Source organism: Sorangium sp. So ce834 (genome assembly GCF_051521425.1).
Taxonomy (GTDB): Bacteria; Myxococcota_A; Polyangia; order Polyangiales; family Polyangiaceae; genus Sorangium; species Sorangium cellulosum_D.
This window is the reverse complement of the sequence record NZ_CP150351.1, coordinates 4,628,460-4,641,344: the sequence shown is the minus strand read 5'-3', so window position 1 is coordinate 4,641,344 and position 12,885 is coordinate 4,628,460. Positions and strand designations below refer to the sequence as shown.

Annotated in this window: 13 protein-coding genes; 4 read left to right on the top strand and 9 right to left on the bottom strand. The window is 72.4% G+C overall.

Features of this window, described 5'->3' with window-relative positions; translation table 11 throughout:
* Positions 1–15: 15 nt before the first annotated feature.
* The 7 genes from WMF20_RS16860 to WMF20_RS16830 all read right to left on the bottom strand — a co-directional run bounded on the left by WMF20_RS16860 (position 16) and on the right by WMF20_RS16830 (position 6,765).
* Entirely contained in the window at positions 16–1,155 is a 1,140-nt protein-coding gene (locus tag WMF20_RS16860; RefSeq protein ID WP_437614864.1) for an acyl-CoA dehydrogenase family protein, read from the bottom strand.
* A gap of 77 nt (positions 1,156–1,232) precedes the next feature.
* Positions 1,233–1,376 (bottom strand): hypothetical protein, encoded by a 144-nt coding sequence (locus WMF20_RS16855; RefSeq protein ID WP_020735434.1) that lies wholly within the window; start codon positions 1,374–1,376, stop codon positions 1,233–1,235.
* Positions 1,376–1,654 carry a CcmD family protein gene (locus WMF20_RS16850; RefSeq protein ID WP_437614862.1) on the bottom strand — a complete coding sequence of 93 codons (279 nt, stop codon included), beginning with the start codon at positions 1,652–1,654 and terminating at the stop codon, positions 1,376–1,378. The genes WMF20_RS16855 and WMF20_RS16850 overlap by 1 nt, the downstream gene beginning before the upstream one ends.
* A 4-nt stretch (positions 1,655–1,658) precedes the next feature.
* Positions 1,659–2,444: a cytochrome c biogenesis protein gene (locus tag WMF20_RS16845; protein WP_437614860.1), complete on the bottom strand. Its 786-nt coding sequence runs from the start codon at positions 2,442–2,444 to the stop codon at positions 1,659–1,661.
* A 118-nt stretch (positions 2,445–2,562) separates the two neighbouring features.
* Positions 2,563–3,954, bottom strand: a complete 1,392-nt coding sequence (locus WMF20_RS16840) for a TolC family protein (RefSeq protein WP_437614858.1) — start codon at positions 3,952–3,954, stop codon at positions 2,563–2,565.
* Between the two features lie 62 nt (positions 3,955–4,016).
* A complete protein-coding gene (locus tag WMF20_RS16835; protein WP_437614856.1) occupies positions 4,017–5,597 on the bottom strand; it encodes a sigma-54-dependent transcriptional regulator in 1,581 nt (526 codons plus the stop codon).
* Positions 5,598–5,619: 22 nt separating this feature from the next.
* On the bottom strand, positions 5,620–6,765 hold the full coding sequence (locus WMF20_RS16830; protein ID WP_129575329.1) for a diguanylate cyclase: 1,146 nt from the start codon (positions 6,763–6,765) through the stop codon (positions 5,620–5,622).
* A gap of 179 nt (positions 6,766–6,944) precedes the next feature.
* On the opposite strand from WMF20_RS16830, the gene WMF20_RS16825 reads away from it, so the two are divergent.
* A complete protein-coding gene (locus tag WMF20_RS16825; protein ID WP_437614853.1) occupies positions 6,945–7,919 on the top strand; it encodes a COX15/CtaA family protein in 975 nt (324 codons plus the stop codon).
* 12 nt (positions 7,920–7,931) lie between these two features.
* Here the strand turns inward: WMF20_RS16825 and WMF20_RS16820 are convergent, their stop codons facing one another.
* On the bottom strand, positions 7,932–8,627 hold the full coding sequence (locus WMF20_RS16820; protein WP_437614850.1) for a hypothetical protein: 696 nt from the start codon (positions 8,625–8,627) through the stop codon (positions 7,932–7,934).
* 61 nt (positions 8,628–8,688) lie between these two features.
* Here WMF20_RS16820 and WMF20_RS16815 point away from each other — a divergent pair, with 61 nt between their 5' ends.
* Positions 8,689–9,264: a DUF99 family protein gene (locus tag WMF20_RS16815; protein WP_129575326.1), complete on the top strand. Its 576-nt coding sequence runs from the start codon at positions 8,689–8,691 to the stop codon at positions 9,262–9,264.
* Between the two features lie 9 nt (positions 9,265–9,273).
* Here the strand turns inward: WMF20_RS16815 and WMF20_RS16810 are convergent, their stop codons facing one another.
* Positions 9,274–10,350: a hypothetical protein gene (locus tag WMF20_RS16810; protein WP_437614848.1), complete on the bottom strand. Its 1,077-nt coding sequence runs from the start codon at positions 10,348–10,350 to the stop codon at positions 9,274–9,276.
* Between the two features lie 635 nt (positions 10,351–10,985).
* Here WMF20_RS16810 and WMF20_RS16805 point away from each other — a divergent pair.
* The gene (locus tag WMF20_RS16805) at positions 10,986–11,555 is read left to right on the top strand and encodes a bactofilin family protein (RefSeq protein ID WP_437614846.1); all 570 of its coding nucleotides are present in this window, start codon (positions 10,986–10,988) and stop codon (positions 11,553–11,555) included.
* 168 nt (positions 11,556–11,723) lie between these two features.
* Complete coding sequence (locus tag WMF20_RS16800) at positions 11,724–12,557, top strand: SRPBCC family protein (protein WP_437614844.1); 834 nt, start codon at positions 11,724–11,726, stop codon at positions 12,555–12,557.
* Positions 12,558–12,885 lie beyond the last annotated feature (328 nt).

Here is a 12,885-nt window from a genome sequence, read left to right as displayed (position 1 = left end):
GCGACGCGCCGCGCGCTACGACAGGAGCTGGCGCGCGATGACGATGCGCTGGATCTGGCTCGTGCCTTCGTAGATCTGGAGGACCTTCGCGTCGCGCATCATCTTCTCGACGGGGTACTCCTTGACGTAGCCGTTGCCGCCGAACACCTGGACGGCGTCCACGGCGGTCTGCATGGCGCTGTCGGCGCCGTAGGCCTTCGCGAAGCTCGAGACGATGGGGTCGCGCACCCCGTGATCGAGGTTCCACGCGGCCTTCTGGTAGAGCAGGCGCGTCCCCTCGACGCGGATCGCCATCTCCGCGAGCATCCACTGGATCAGCTGGTGGTTGCCGATCGGCTGGCCGAACGTCTTGCGCTCCTTGGCGTAGGCCACGCACTCGTCGAGGCAGCGCCGCATCAGGCCCGTCGCGGCCGCGCCGATGTCGGGGCGGGTCTGGTTGAAGGTCTCCATCGCGAGCTTGAAGCCGTGCCCCTCCGCCGCGAGGAGGTTCTGCTTCGGCACCTTCACGTCCTCGAGGAACACCTGCGCCGTGTCGCTCGCCCGCTGGCCGAGCTTGTCCTCCTTCTTGCCGACGCGGAGGCCGGGCGTGTCCCGATCGACGATGAACGCCGCGATCCCCTTGTGCCGGAGCTCCGGGTTCGAGGTCGCGAAGATCACGTAGTAGCGCGCGTAGCTCGCGTTCGTGATCCAGCACTTCTGCCCGTTGAGCACGTAGTCGTCCCCGTGCTTCGTGAAGCGGGTCTTGAGCCCCGCGACGTCGCTGCCCGCGTCCGGCTCGCTCGTGCAGTAGCTCGCCATGATCGGCTCGGCGGTGAGCATGCCGAGGTACTTCTTCTTCTGCTCCTCGCTGCCCGCGAGCTTGATCGGCGTGAGCGCGAGCCCGTTCGCGAGGAAGCTCGTCTGGATGCCGGTACACCCGTACGAGAGCTCCTCGGCGAGGAGGGCGTTCTCGATCTCGCCCATCCCCGGGCCGCCGTACTCGGCCGGACAGGTCGGGTTGACCAGGCCGATGTTCCAGCCCTCCACGAAGACGTCCATCGGGAAGTACGACTTCTGATCGCAGTCGGCCGCGATCGGGGTGATGCGCTCCTTCGTGAAGCGACGCGCCGTATCGATGAGAGCCTTGTGCTCTTCGCTCACAGAGAAATCGACCACGTGACCTCCGGCTAGTACGGCAGGGACGGCGCTCGCCGAGCCCGCCGGCAACGGGGACGAGGGCTCGCGCCCCCGGCTCACTCCTTCATTCTGCGCTTGCGTCGCTCGAGCTCGGCGCGCACGGCGCGGCTGCCCAGGATATAGCCGATGATCAGCCCCAGCATCAGCACCACGGGGATGTAGAGCGCGTGCTGCGGGGTCATCTCCCCGAGGTTCGGCATCAGCTCGTCCCCTGGCCCTCGCCCGCCCGCGCCTTCCGCACGGCGGCCTCGAGCGCGTCGATGCGCCGGTCGATCTGCTTCTGCCGGCGCCAGGAGAGGAAGACCAGCCCGAAGATGATGAGCCAGATCGCGGCGTAGGCCTCGACGAGCAGCTTCTCGCCGCTCTGCATCTCGTTCCCGCCCTGCACGGGGCGGAACGCCTGCGCTCGGTCGTCCGTGGCCGTGCCCGTCGGTTGCTGCAGGGCCGCGTGGGAGAACAAGGAATGAAGGGATTTCACGTTGTCAGTCCTCTCCGATACCGACTTCGAGGGCCTCTTGCTCGATCTCCGCGAGCCGCGCGGACGCGAGATCGACGCGGAGGCGCGCCCACAGGAGCGCGAGGGAGAGCAGGGTGAACGAGAGGAAGCCGAAGCCGAGCGCCAGCTTCATGTCGGGGTGCCCGAGGCCACCGCCCTTGCCCGTGATGACCGTGGGGTGGTTGCCGCCCCACATCTTCACCGAATAATGGATGATCGGCAGGTTGGCCGCGCCGAGGACGCCGAGGGCCGCGGCGAACTTGCGCTCGGCGTCGCTGTCGCCCGTGAAGGCGCGGAGCACGACATAGGCGATGTAGATAAGGACGCTGAGGAGCGAGGTCGTCAGGCGCGGGTCCCACGTCCAGTACACGCCCCACGCCTTGGCGGCCCACAGCGGGCCGGTGATGAGGACGATCAGCCCCATCGCCACGGCGACCTGCGCGCCGGCCTTCGCCAGCGAGTCCCACCACTGCGTGCCGCGCGCGAGGTAACCGGCCGAGCCGATGAAGCAGGCGGTGGCGCCGAGGTACATCGCGTAGCCGGCCGGGGCGTGGAAGTAGAAGATCTTCTGCACGACCCCCATCGAGGCCTCCGTCGGCACGACGTAGGCGACGAAATGGAGCGTCCCGATGATGGCGAGGGCCGACGCGGCGAGCAGGACCGAGAACGCGATGCTGGAGGCGCCCGACGCGCCGCCCACGCGGGGCCCCGCCGCATCCCCGCTCGCTGCCAAAGCCCCCCTGCGCGGCGCCCGCTCGTCGTTGGCTCCCATGTGCTGGCGCGCCACCGTAGTGCCAAGGACGGTCACGTTCAAGCCGCGGTGAAGGTCGGACGGGGGCGGCGGGGCGCCGGCGAGGCAGCCCACGCGCTCAGCGCGGCCGCCCCCTCGGTCACGTGCCGTCCGGAGCGATCGCGTCCCAGCCGGTCGCTTTCGCGAGGCGCGACATCGCCATGTCGAGCTCCATCGTCGCGTTCAGCTGGCTGAAGCGGTTCGTGGCGTACGCCTTGGCTGGATCAATCAAGTCCTTCTCCGCCATCGTCCCGACGTCGATTCCTTGCTGGACCATCACGAGCCAGCGCTTCCCGTACTTGGCCGCCTTCGTGTAGGCGTCGAGGCGCTTCTGGGCCTCCACGACCTCGGCGTAGGCGGTCTCGACCTCGGTCGCGACCCCGCCCATGGCGAAGCGCTGCGTCGCGGCCATCTCCTCGAGCTGCGCCTCGGCGAAGCGGATGCGCGCTGATTGGGGGAGCAGGTCGAGCTTCCACTGCAGCACGAGCGCGGCGCCGTAGTGGAAGTAGTTGCCGGGGTCGCTGGTGAACGGGTTCAGCTGATCTGCGACCTCGGGCGCGGCGCTCACGCCGGCCTGCAGCCCGATGCCGATGTCGGGGAACAGCTGCGCGCGCGCGAGCCGCACCTGCGCGGACCTCGCGTCGAGGCCCGCGCGCGCCTGCGCGAGCTCCGGCCGGTACAGGCGCGCCGCGGTCAGGTAACGGCTGACGTGCCCGAGCCGGTGCTTCGGCGGGCGGATCGGGACGTCGGGGATGTCGAGCTCCGGGACGCCCGTGTAGAAGCGCAGCCCGGCCAGCGCGACCGAGATGTACTTCTCGACCTCGGCCCCGCGCGCCTCGAGCTCGGCCCCGAAGGTCTGCAGCTTGAGCAGCTCGATCGGATCGCCCTCCTCGCGCTCGACCTGCTCCTCCAGGCGCCGGAGCGCCTTGTCCATCTCGGTCCGCACGTCGGTGAGCAGGCTCCGCGAGTCGCGCGCGAGCTGGAGGCCGAAGTAGGCCTTGCGGACGTCGAGCCGCACCGCGTCCCGCTCCTTCTCCACGCTCGCCTGGTTCACGCGGACGTTCGCCTCGGCGGCGTCCCAGAGGCTCGTGATCTTCCCGAAGGTCCAGAGCGGCACCACCCCGTCGATGTTCGCGCGCCAGGCGACCCCGAGGCTCGAGGTGAGCGAGACGTCGGTGTTCGGGCTGAAGATGTTGTTGCCGCGGACGGTCGGCGCGAGCGCGACGCCGCCGGTCAGCTTGAACTGCGAGAACGGGGCGTAGTGGGCCTCGTCGAGCTGCGCGCGGACCTGGCTCAGCTTCGCGCGGGCGGCGAGGACGTGAGGGTGGTTGCGGTCGGCGAGCGCCAGCACGCGCGGGAGATCGAGGACCACCGCCGCCTGCCGCCGGGGAGCGCCGCCGGTGTCGGCAGCGGCGACGGGGAGCGGGGCGAGCCGAACCGCGAGGGAAACGGCGGCGGCGACAAGAGCACCTCGTGCAGCGCGTCGGGCCATTTTCGGCGCAACGTAGCACGAGCCGGCCACGCGCTTGCGCGGCGCGCTCTGCCGCCGCGCGGTCAGGCCGCGCCGCCCCTGCGCGGCGGCGCCGCCGCCTCCGCGCCGTCCACGTCTCCCTCCCCCGGGCCTTCCCCCTCCTCCGGGCCTTCCCCCTCCCCGGCGCCGTCTCCCTCCCCCGGGCCTTCCCCCTCCCCTGCCGCGTCCCCCACCGCCGCCTCGTCCCCTCGCGACGCGACCTTTTTCTTGAGCCTCCGGAAATTCGAGCGATCCATGCCCGCCTGCCGCGCCGCCTCGCTGAGGTTGTTGCCGGTGCGCTGCAGCAAGCGCCCGATGTAGATCCGATCGAACGCCTCGATGGCGCGCTCCTTGGCCTCCGCGTACGGGAGCTCGCAGAGCTGCGCGGGCAGGACGAGCGCGTCCCTCGGAGGGCGCCGATCCGGCCCGGCGCGCCCCGACACCGCGGGCGGCAGATCCACGGGCAGGATCGCGTCACCGCGCGCGGAGAGGACGGCGTGCTCGATCGCGCTCTCGAGCTCGCCGACGTTGCCCGGCCAGGCGTGCTCGCGCAGCAGGCGCGCCGCCTCGGGGCCGATCCGCGCGACGCCGCGCCCGTGCCGGCGCGCGCACCGCTGCAGGAAGTGGCTCGCGAGCAGCGCGATGTCCTCCCGGCGCCGGCGGAGCGGCGGCAGCTCGATGACGATGACGCCGAGGCGGTAGAGGAGGTCCTCCCGGAACTCGCCGGCGGCGGCGCGCGCCCTCAGGTCGGCGCACGTCGACGCGATGACGCGGACGTCGGCCCGGCGCGGCTCGCCCGCCGCCCCGGCGGCCCCCGCCCCGGCGACCTCGCCGTGCGTGAGGACCCGCAGCAGCCTGGCCTGGGCCGCGAGCGGCAGCGCCGAGACCTCGTCGAGGAAGAGCGTGCCCCCGTCCGCGGCGTCGATCAGGCCCCCGCCGACGCCCCCGTCCGGCGAGGCGCCGCGGCCCTCGCCGAAGAGCTCCTCCTCGGCGCGCGGCGCCGGGAGCGCGCTGCAGTCGACCGCGACGAACCGCCGACCGGCGCGCGGCCCGCGCCGGTGGACGGCGCGCGCGACGAGCTCCTTGCCCGTGCCGCGCTCGCCCACGAGCAGGAGGGGCGCGGCCACGGACGCCACGCCGAGCGCCCTCCGGTAGGCGTCCTGCATCGCGGCGGAGCTCGCGATCACCTCGCCGAGCTGCTCGTGCTCGCCGACGCGCTCCTCGAGGGCCCGCGCGCGGGCTTCGAGCCGCCGGCGCTCGATCGCGCGCTCGACGGCGATCGAGAGCGCGGCCTCGGGCTCGACCGGCTTCGTCACGAAGGCGTACGCGCCGGCGCGCACGGCCGCGACCGCGGCGTCGAGCTCGGCGTGGCCGGCCATCACCACGACCTCGACGTCGGGGTGCGCCGCCTTGATCTGCTCGAGCACCTCGGCGCCGCTCATGCGCGGCATGGCGAGGTCGAGCAGCACCGCCTCGACGCGGGTGGTCGCGAGCAGCCCGAGCGCCGCGGGGCCGTCCTCCGCGGTGAGGACGTCGAAGTCGCGCACGAGCGCGCGCGCGAGGTTGCGGCGCTGGGACGGCTCGTCGTCGACGAGGAGGATGCGGGCGCGAGCTCGAGCGTTCACGAGGCGGAGCGGCGGGGCGGGACTAGAGCGGCTTGCGAGGGGGGAGATCGGTGCCCCTGCGCGTCTGCGGCTCCCTCGGCTCGTCCTGTGCCGCGGCGAAGGCGGGATCGCTGGACTTCCGGAGCTTGGGCGGCGGCGGGGGCGGCGGGGGCGGCGGCTCGGCGCTCCCCGTCGGCGTGTAGATCTGGCCGTGCTGCTGGAAGACGCAGATCCGGTTGCCGCCCTCGCGCTTCGCCTGGTGGAGCGCGCTCTCCGCGGCGCGGATCAGCGCGTCCTTGGAGCGGACGTCGCGCGAGGGGTAGAGCGAGACGCCGATCGACACGCTGCAGGGCCGCGAGGCGCCGCCGAACTCGACCGGGTTGCCGGACGCCTCGCGCCAGATCCGCTCGGCCACGGTCAGCGAGCCGGCGAAGTGCGTGCTCGGCAGGACGATGAGGAACTCCTCGCCGCCGTAGCGCGCGACCACGTCGACCTCCCGGACCGAGCGGCGGATCCCGTCGGCCACGCGCCGGATCACCGCGTCGCCGAGCGTGCGCCCGCCGATCTCGTTCATCGCCTTCAGCCGATCGATGTCGACGAGCACGCAGGCGAACGGCTCGTGATAGCGCTCCGCGCGCTTGAACTCCTCGTTGAGCCGCGTGAAGAGGTAGCGGTAGTTGTAGAGCCCCGTCATCTCGTCGTGGATGGAGAGCTGCTCCAGGTACGCGCGCTGCGCCGCGACGTGGTCGTGCAGCCGCTTGATCCGGAGCATCGCCCCGACGCGCGCGAGGAGCTCCTCCTCCTCGAACGGCTTGCACACGTAGTCGTCGGCGCCGATCTTGAGCCCCTCGACCCGGCTCGCCGTGTCGGCCTTCACCGTGACGAGGACGACGGGGAGGAACGACTCGGCGGTCATGCTCTTCAGCAGCCGGCACGCCTCGAGGCCGGTGAGCCGGGGCATCACGATGTCGAGGAGCGCGAGGTCGACCCCGCCGCGCCCGATGAGCTCGATCGCCTCCTGACCGTCGTCGACCGCCTCGACCTGGAAGCCGGCCTTGTGGAGGATGCTCACCAGCATCTGGCGCGCGAGGCGGTCGTCGTCGGCCACCACGATCCTCGCCGGTCGGCTGCTCAGGAGCTCGGCCGGCACAGAGAGCGGCGCGCCTCGGATGTCCTCGCTGTTCGGCACGGGCACATCCTCCCTTCGGGCGGGGCCGGGCGCAACGAGATCGCACGACAGCGGAAGCCCGCGCGCCGCCGGTCGCGCGGGCCGGTCGCCGGCGCGGCGCCGGCCGCCGCAGGGGTCGCGCGCGCGTTCCCGCTCGCGCGCGGGCTGCCGTCGCGCTGGTTTCGCGGTAAGGACCCCGCATGAATCAGGCGCGGTTCTGGAAGCTCGCGGCGCTCGCGCTGGCCTTCACGCTCGGCGTGATCCTGTGGGGCGCGTTCGTGCGCGCGACCGGCTCGGGGGCCGGCTGCGGCAGCCACTGGCCGACGTGCAACGGCGACGTCTTCCCCCGCTCTCCGAGCGCGGCGACCTTCATCGAGTTCACGCACCGCGCCACCTCGGGCGTCGCCTTCCTGCTCGTGGCCCTGCAGCTCGTCTGGGCCCTGGTCGCCTATCCGGCGGGGCACCCGGTGCGCGGCGGCGCGGCGGCGTCGATGCTGTTCATGGTGACCGAGGCGGCGGTCGGCGCCGGCATCGTCCTGCTCGAGTACGTCGCCCACGACGCGTCGGCGGCCCGCGCGCTCTGGATGGCGGTGCACCTCATCAACACGTTCCTGCTCGTGGGCGCCATGACGTGCACGCTCTACTGGGCGCGCGGCGGCCGGCGGGTGCGCCTGCGCGGCCAGGGCGCGACGGGCGCGCTGCTCGCCGCCGCGCTCGCGGGCGTCCTCACGGTCGGCGTGACCGGGGCGATCGCGGCGCTCGGCGACACCCTCTTCGCTGCGGGCTCGCTCCGCGAGGGCTTCGCGCAGGACTTCTCGCCCGCGGCGCACTTCCTGGTGTCGCTGCGCGTCCTGCACCCGGTCGTGGCGGCGGTCGTGAGCGTCTACCTGCTCTACGCCCGCGGCGCGATCGCGGCCCGGCGCCCCTCGCCGCTGGTCGAGCGGCTCTCCGCGGCGACCGGAGGGCTCGTGCTGCTGCAGATCGTCGCCGGGGTCGTCAACCTGCTCCTGCTCGCGCCGGTGTGGATGCAGCTCGTCCACCTCCTGCTCGCCGACGCGCTGTGGATGGTCCTCGTCACGCTCGCGGCCGCCGCGCTGAGCGAGGAGGTCCCGGCGCCGGACGCGGGCCCGCGCGGTGAGAAGGCGCGGCCGGAGGCGGTCGCCACGCCGGGGTAGGCCGGCAGAGCGCTAGAGCTCGTCCGAGCTCCCGTCGCCCTGCTCGGATTCTCGCGAGATCGTGCGGCGGACCGCGCGCTGCCGCGTCTCCCCGGACTGGGCCGCAGCGCTCTGCGCGGGGATGAACGCGGGGAAGTCGACCTGGAGCACCATCCCCTGATCGGTCTCGATCACGCGGTAGGTCGCGTCGGCCTGCGCGCGCAGCTCGATCACCATGTCGAGATCGTTGCCCTGGTCGACGAGCTGCACCTGGGTCACCGGGGTCGCGAAGAACGAGGTGACGAGCGGGAAGCGGTTCGTCTGGATCGCCCCCGCCCCCTTCATCCGGTAGACGAGGCGCCCCGCGGCCTTCGACTCGGCGACGTCGACCTTGCCGCCGTGGATCTGCACGAACACGCGCGAGCCCCCGGTCGGGAGCATCCGGAAGCCGGGGAAGGTGGCGACCGGCCGCCCGGTGAGATCGGCCTGCGCGCCCTTCGGCTTCGGCTTGCGCGCGCGGGCGGCGCGCTGCCGGACGGGCTGCGCCGCGCCGGCGCTCTGGCCGCGCGGGCTGCCGGCCGCCGCCTTCTGCGGGGCGGCGGCGTTCGCGGGCGCCGGCGCGGCCTTCGGGGCGGCCGGGGCGGCGGGCGCGCCCTGCGCGAGGGCGAGCGGCGAGGCGAGGCCGAGGGCCAGCGAGAGGCTCAGCGAGAGATGCCGGGGAGGTCGCACGCTACCAAGTACAGCACGTGCGCCTGGCCCGGAAAAGACGGCAGCGCGTTAAGCTCGGCGCGTGCCGCCCCGCGTCGCCCGCCTCTCCCACGTCATCGGCGTCGACGACGCGCCGTTCGCCCGCGATCACCGCGGCGACGTGCCGGTGGTCGGGGCCGTCTTCGCGGGGCTGCGCCTCGAGGGGGTGCTCTCCACCCGCGCCCGCCGCGACGGGCGGAACGCCACCCCGGCGATCGCCGCGATGATCCGCGGCTCCCGCTTCTATGCGCAGGCGCAGGTGGTCCTGCTCCAGGGCATCGCGGTGGCGGGGTTCAACGTGGTCGACATCGCGGCGCTGCGCGACGCCCTCGCCCTCCCGGTCGTGGTGGTGGCGCGGCGCCTCCCGAACCTCGACGCGATCCGCGACGCGCTGCTCTCGCGCGTGCGGGGCGGGCGCCGCAAGTGGGCGCTCATCGAGCGCGCCGGGCCGATGGAGCCCGTCGGGGGCGTGTACGTGCAGCGCGCCGGGATCTCGCCGGAGGACACGAGCGCGCTGCTCGCGCGGCTGTCCGTGCACGGCCACCTCCCCGAGCCGCTGCGCGCCGCGCACCTCATCGCCGGCGGGCTGACCACCGGCGAGAGCCGCGGGCGCGCGTGACGCGCGGGGCTACAGCTGGAGGCGGCTCGCGGCGCTGGCGGTGCCCGGCGCTTCGACCTTCTTCCCGCGGCCGGTCACCTTCGAGTAGATGACGTCGAGGTTGGCGGTGATGTCGAGGTAGAACTGCGCTGGGGGGCTGTAGAAGAAGCTCCTCCGCTTGCCGTCGAGGCCGAGCTGGAGGTTCGTGTTGTTGTACCCGAGCGTGAGGTCGACGACCTCGAAGATCGGGTAGTTCAGGCTGACGTCGAAGGCCGTCTGGGGCACGTACGTGGGCCCTTGAGAGCCCTCGTAGGGGGCGCAGCCGGTCGACGTCTCGGCGCATCCCCTCTCGAACTCGTGCTTGAAGTCGCTGAGCAGGGCGAAGCTCGTCCCCAGGGAGAGGTCCTGGTAGAGCGGCAGGTCGACTTGGAGGCTCGTGGCCAGACGATCCGTCGCCAGCGACGTGCCGGTCAGCTGGTCGTCGGGCGCCACCTCGCCGCTCGGGGTCATCCGCTGTCGCCCGAGGCCCTCCCTCACCGGCGTGTACGAATCCGAGAACAGGTGGGAGTAGCTCACGCCGAGCGTCGCCGTCACGTGGTTGAGCCCGTCGGCCTTCGCGCCGAGGATCTTGATCTTCTGGATGAGCTGCGGGCCGACCGATACGGTGAAATACTTGCCGGAGTTCCAGCTCGTCGGGGAGGTCGGCAGGATCAGGCGCAGCCGCATGGCGGCGTCGGTCTTGTACTCGCCGCGGTCCGCGCCGCCGCTCTCCCAGAGCTCGCGGCTGTACCGGCCGTTGAGCGCGATGTCCTTGAACTGCGGCTCCCGGTAGGTCGTCGTGACGTCGCTGTTCGTGAGCTCGGTGACCCAGCCGATCTCGGCGGACACCGACACCTTGTCCTTCGGCCGGTCGAGCACGTAGAAGTTCGGCCGGAAGGTGAAGTCCCAGCCGTAGACCTGGTCGGCCGGGATGTACTCCCCGCCGACGCCGAACAGGGTCGTGCTGCCGCCCTGGTTCCAGGTGAACGTCGACCCGCGCCAGCGCAGGGTCGTCTCCTCTTCCTCCTCGAGCACGGCGTCGGCTGCGGTGCCCTGGCTCCACCGCACCGCGGGCGACGTGATCGGCCCTGGCTCCGGTCCCGGCGTCTGCGCGGGCGACGGCGGCTCCGCCGGAGGCGGCGGCTCTGCCGGAGGCGTCGGCTCCGCGGGCTGAGCAGCAACGGAAGGGGCAGCAGCGGGTGCGCCGGGCGCGGCAGCGGCACCGGGCGCGGCAGGAGCGGTGGGAGCGGCAGGGGTACCGGGAGCGGGCGCGGACGCTTCCGGGGCAGCCGGCACGGGAGCGGTCGGCTGAGCTTGCCCGGCGGGCGGAGCCGGATCGGCTGGCGGAGCTTTCGGCGGCTCGGGCGGCGTTTGCGCGGACGCCACCGAGATGCTGCCCAGGACACCGGCAGCCACAAGCAACGAACGGAACGTCATCTGCACTCCCTCTCCTGGTCGCTTCCGACCCTCACGCTCCACCGCGCGCTCGGCCAGACGTCCGCCCGCGCTCCGCACGCCCCCCGGACCCAACGCGCCGGGAACCCTGCTCGAGCCGCGCTCTTTGCAGAAAACGTACCCCGCCGCAATTCGCCAATAAGTATGCGAAATAATTAACAATTTATGGCCACCGCCGCGCGCGCGTTACCGCGCTGACGCGCGCCGCCGTTGCGAATGTGACGATGGCTGAAGTAAGCCAACGAGCCATGGACCCGATGTCCTTCCCGGGCGACAGGGACTCGCCCCTCTCGTCGCGATCCCCCGGAGGCCCCCGCGGCGACGACGCAGGGGGCCACCGGCCCACCGAGATCAACGCCCTCCTGGGCCGCGGCACGCACTTCGAGGGCAAGCTCTTCTTCGAGGGCCGCGTGCGCATCGACGGCAGCTTCCGCGGCGAGATCCGCGGCGAAGACGTGCTCGTCATCGGCGAGGGGGCGCTCGTGATCGGAGAGATCCACGTGGTCACCTGCATCGTCACCGGCGGCGAGGTCCAGGCGAGCATCCGCGCCCGCGACGCCATCGAGCTCTACGCGCCCTCCAAGGTGACCGGCGCGCTGCACGCGCCCGCCATCTTCATCGATCGCGGCGTGCAATTCGACGGGTCGTGCAAGATGGCCCCGCTCGAAGACGACGCTGGCGAGCGGCCTCTGCGGCCGCCCGCGGCGTCCTCCGAGCCCGACGCCGATGTCGCCGGACAAGGCGCGAAGACCGCCGAGGACAGCGGCGGCGTCGCGCAGCGCGGCGCGACCGCGAAGCGCTCCGACGCCGATCGCTGAATTCCGACCTCCGCCGAAGACAGCACATTTTCTGTAGCGTGCAGGGGTGCGGCTGCCCGCTCAGCGAGTTACATCTATCGAGCGGCCGCGCTCTCGCCGCCCGAGGCGCACGCCCGCGACGTGGCCGGTAGCCACACGCCGACGGACGCTGATCGCACAGGAGAGTCCATGAAGAAGTGGTGGTCCCTGTCCCTGATCGCCTTCTCGCTCGCCGTCCTCGCCCTCTCGCTCTCGCCACGCGCGGCCCGCGCCGCCGACGCCGAGTCCGAGAAGCTCGCGTCGCTCGGCAAAGCGCTCCGGTACACGCTGAAGACCACCGGGCCGGCCTCCACGATCGACACCGGGGGCGCGGCGATCCTCATCAAGGCGCCCCTGCCGGCCGTCCGGAAGATCGTCACCTCCTACGGTAGCTACAAGTCGTTCATCACCTCCTTTGACCAGAGCCGCGTGCTCGCGAAGCGCAAGGGCACGAGCGAGGTCTATCTCCAGGTGCCGATCCTGAACGGCGCCGCGCACATCTGGACCGTCGCCGACATGTCGCCGCCCACGAAGGACGGCGCCGACGAGGTGATCTCCGGGCGCCACAAGCGCGGCAATGTCGCCGATTTCCGCGCCCGGTGGCGGCTCCGCGCGGTCGACGAGCACCACACGATCCTGAAGCTCGAGCTCTTCGTGGACCCGAAGCTCCCCTTCCCGCCCGCGGCCGTCACCACACAGCTCGCCCGGGCGGCCGACAAGGCGGTGACCGCCGTCAAGAATCGCGCGCAGGCCGAGGCGCCCGCCAGCGCGCGGGCGAGCACCACCGCCGCCGCCGTCCCCGGCGCACCGGACAGCGCCACCCCGAGCGCGCCAGCGACCGCGACGGGCGGCGCCGATCCGGCCGCACAAGCCAGCGAGCAGAGCCGCACGAAGGCGGCGCCGGCGCCGTCCGAGGTCGCGTCCGAGATGCCGCCGGCCGAGGGCGACAGCGTGCGTCGCCACAACGACATGGCGCGCCGGTAGCTATCCTCTCCATCGGTTGGCGTCTCCCGACAGAGCGCCCCAGCAAGCCTTCCCCTCAGCCGCTGTCGAGATCGCTCGCGACGCACATCGTGAAGCGCTGTCGCGCCGGTGCGCCGCCGCGGACCGCTGAGCCTGTTGATAACCGGAGAGCGCCCCGGGCGTGCCCTCTTGCCGCCCGGCCGCTTGCAATTCCGCAGGATTGCAGGCGATCGCCGCCCGGACCGCCCGCGGCTCTCAACCGGCTTTTCAACACGCCTTCCGATCTTCCCACAAGAATTCCCACATTCCGCTGGAGTTTTTCAACAACCCACGCGCCCGGCGGAGGTTG

Bases quoted from the DNA above. Each gene is read 5' to 3' on its own strand.
- WMF20_RS16805 (WP_437614846.1), top strand. From the start codon at position 10,986: ATGGACCCGATGTCCTTCCCGGGCGACAGGGACTCGCCCCTCTCGTCG.
- WMF20_RS16845 (WP_437614860.1), bottom strand. From the start codon at position 2,444: ATGGGAGCCAACGACGAGCGGGCGCCGCGCAGGGGGGCTTTGGCAGCG.
- WMF20_RS16800 (WP_437614844.1), top strand. From the start codon at position 11,724: ATGAAGAAGTGGTGGTCCCTGTCCCTGATCGCCTTCTCGCTCGCCGTC.
- WMF20_RS16855 (WP_020735434.1), bottom strand. From the start codon at position 1,376: ATGCCGAACCTCGGGGAGATGACCCCGCAGCACGCGCTCTACATCCCC.
- WMF20_RS16825 (WP_437614853.1), top strand. From the start codon at position 6,945: ATGAATCAGGCGCGGTTCTGGAAGCTCGCGGCGCTCGCGCTGGCCTTC.
- WMF20_RS16840 (WP_437614858.1), bottom strand. From the start codon at position 3,954: ATGGCCCGACGCGCTGCACGAGGTGCTCTTGTCGCCGCCGCCGTTTCC.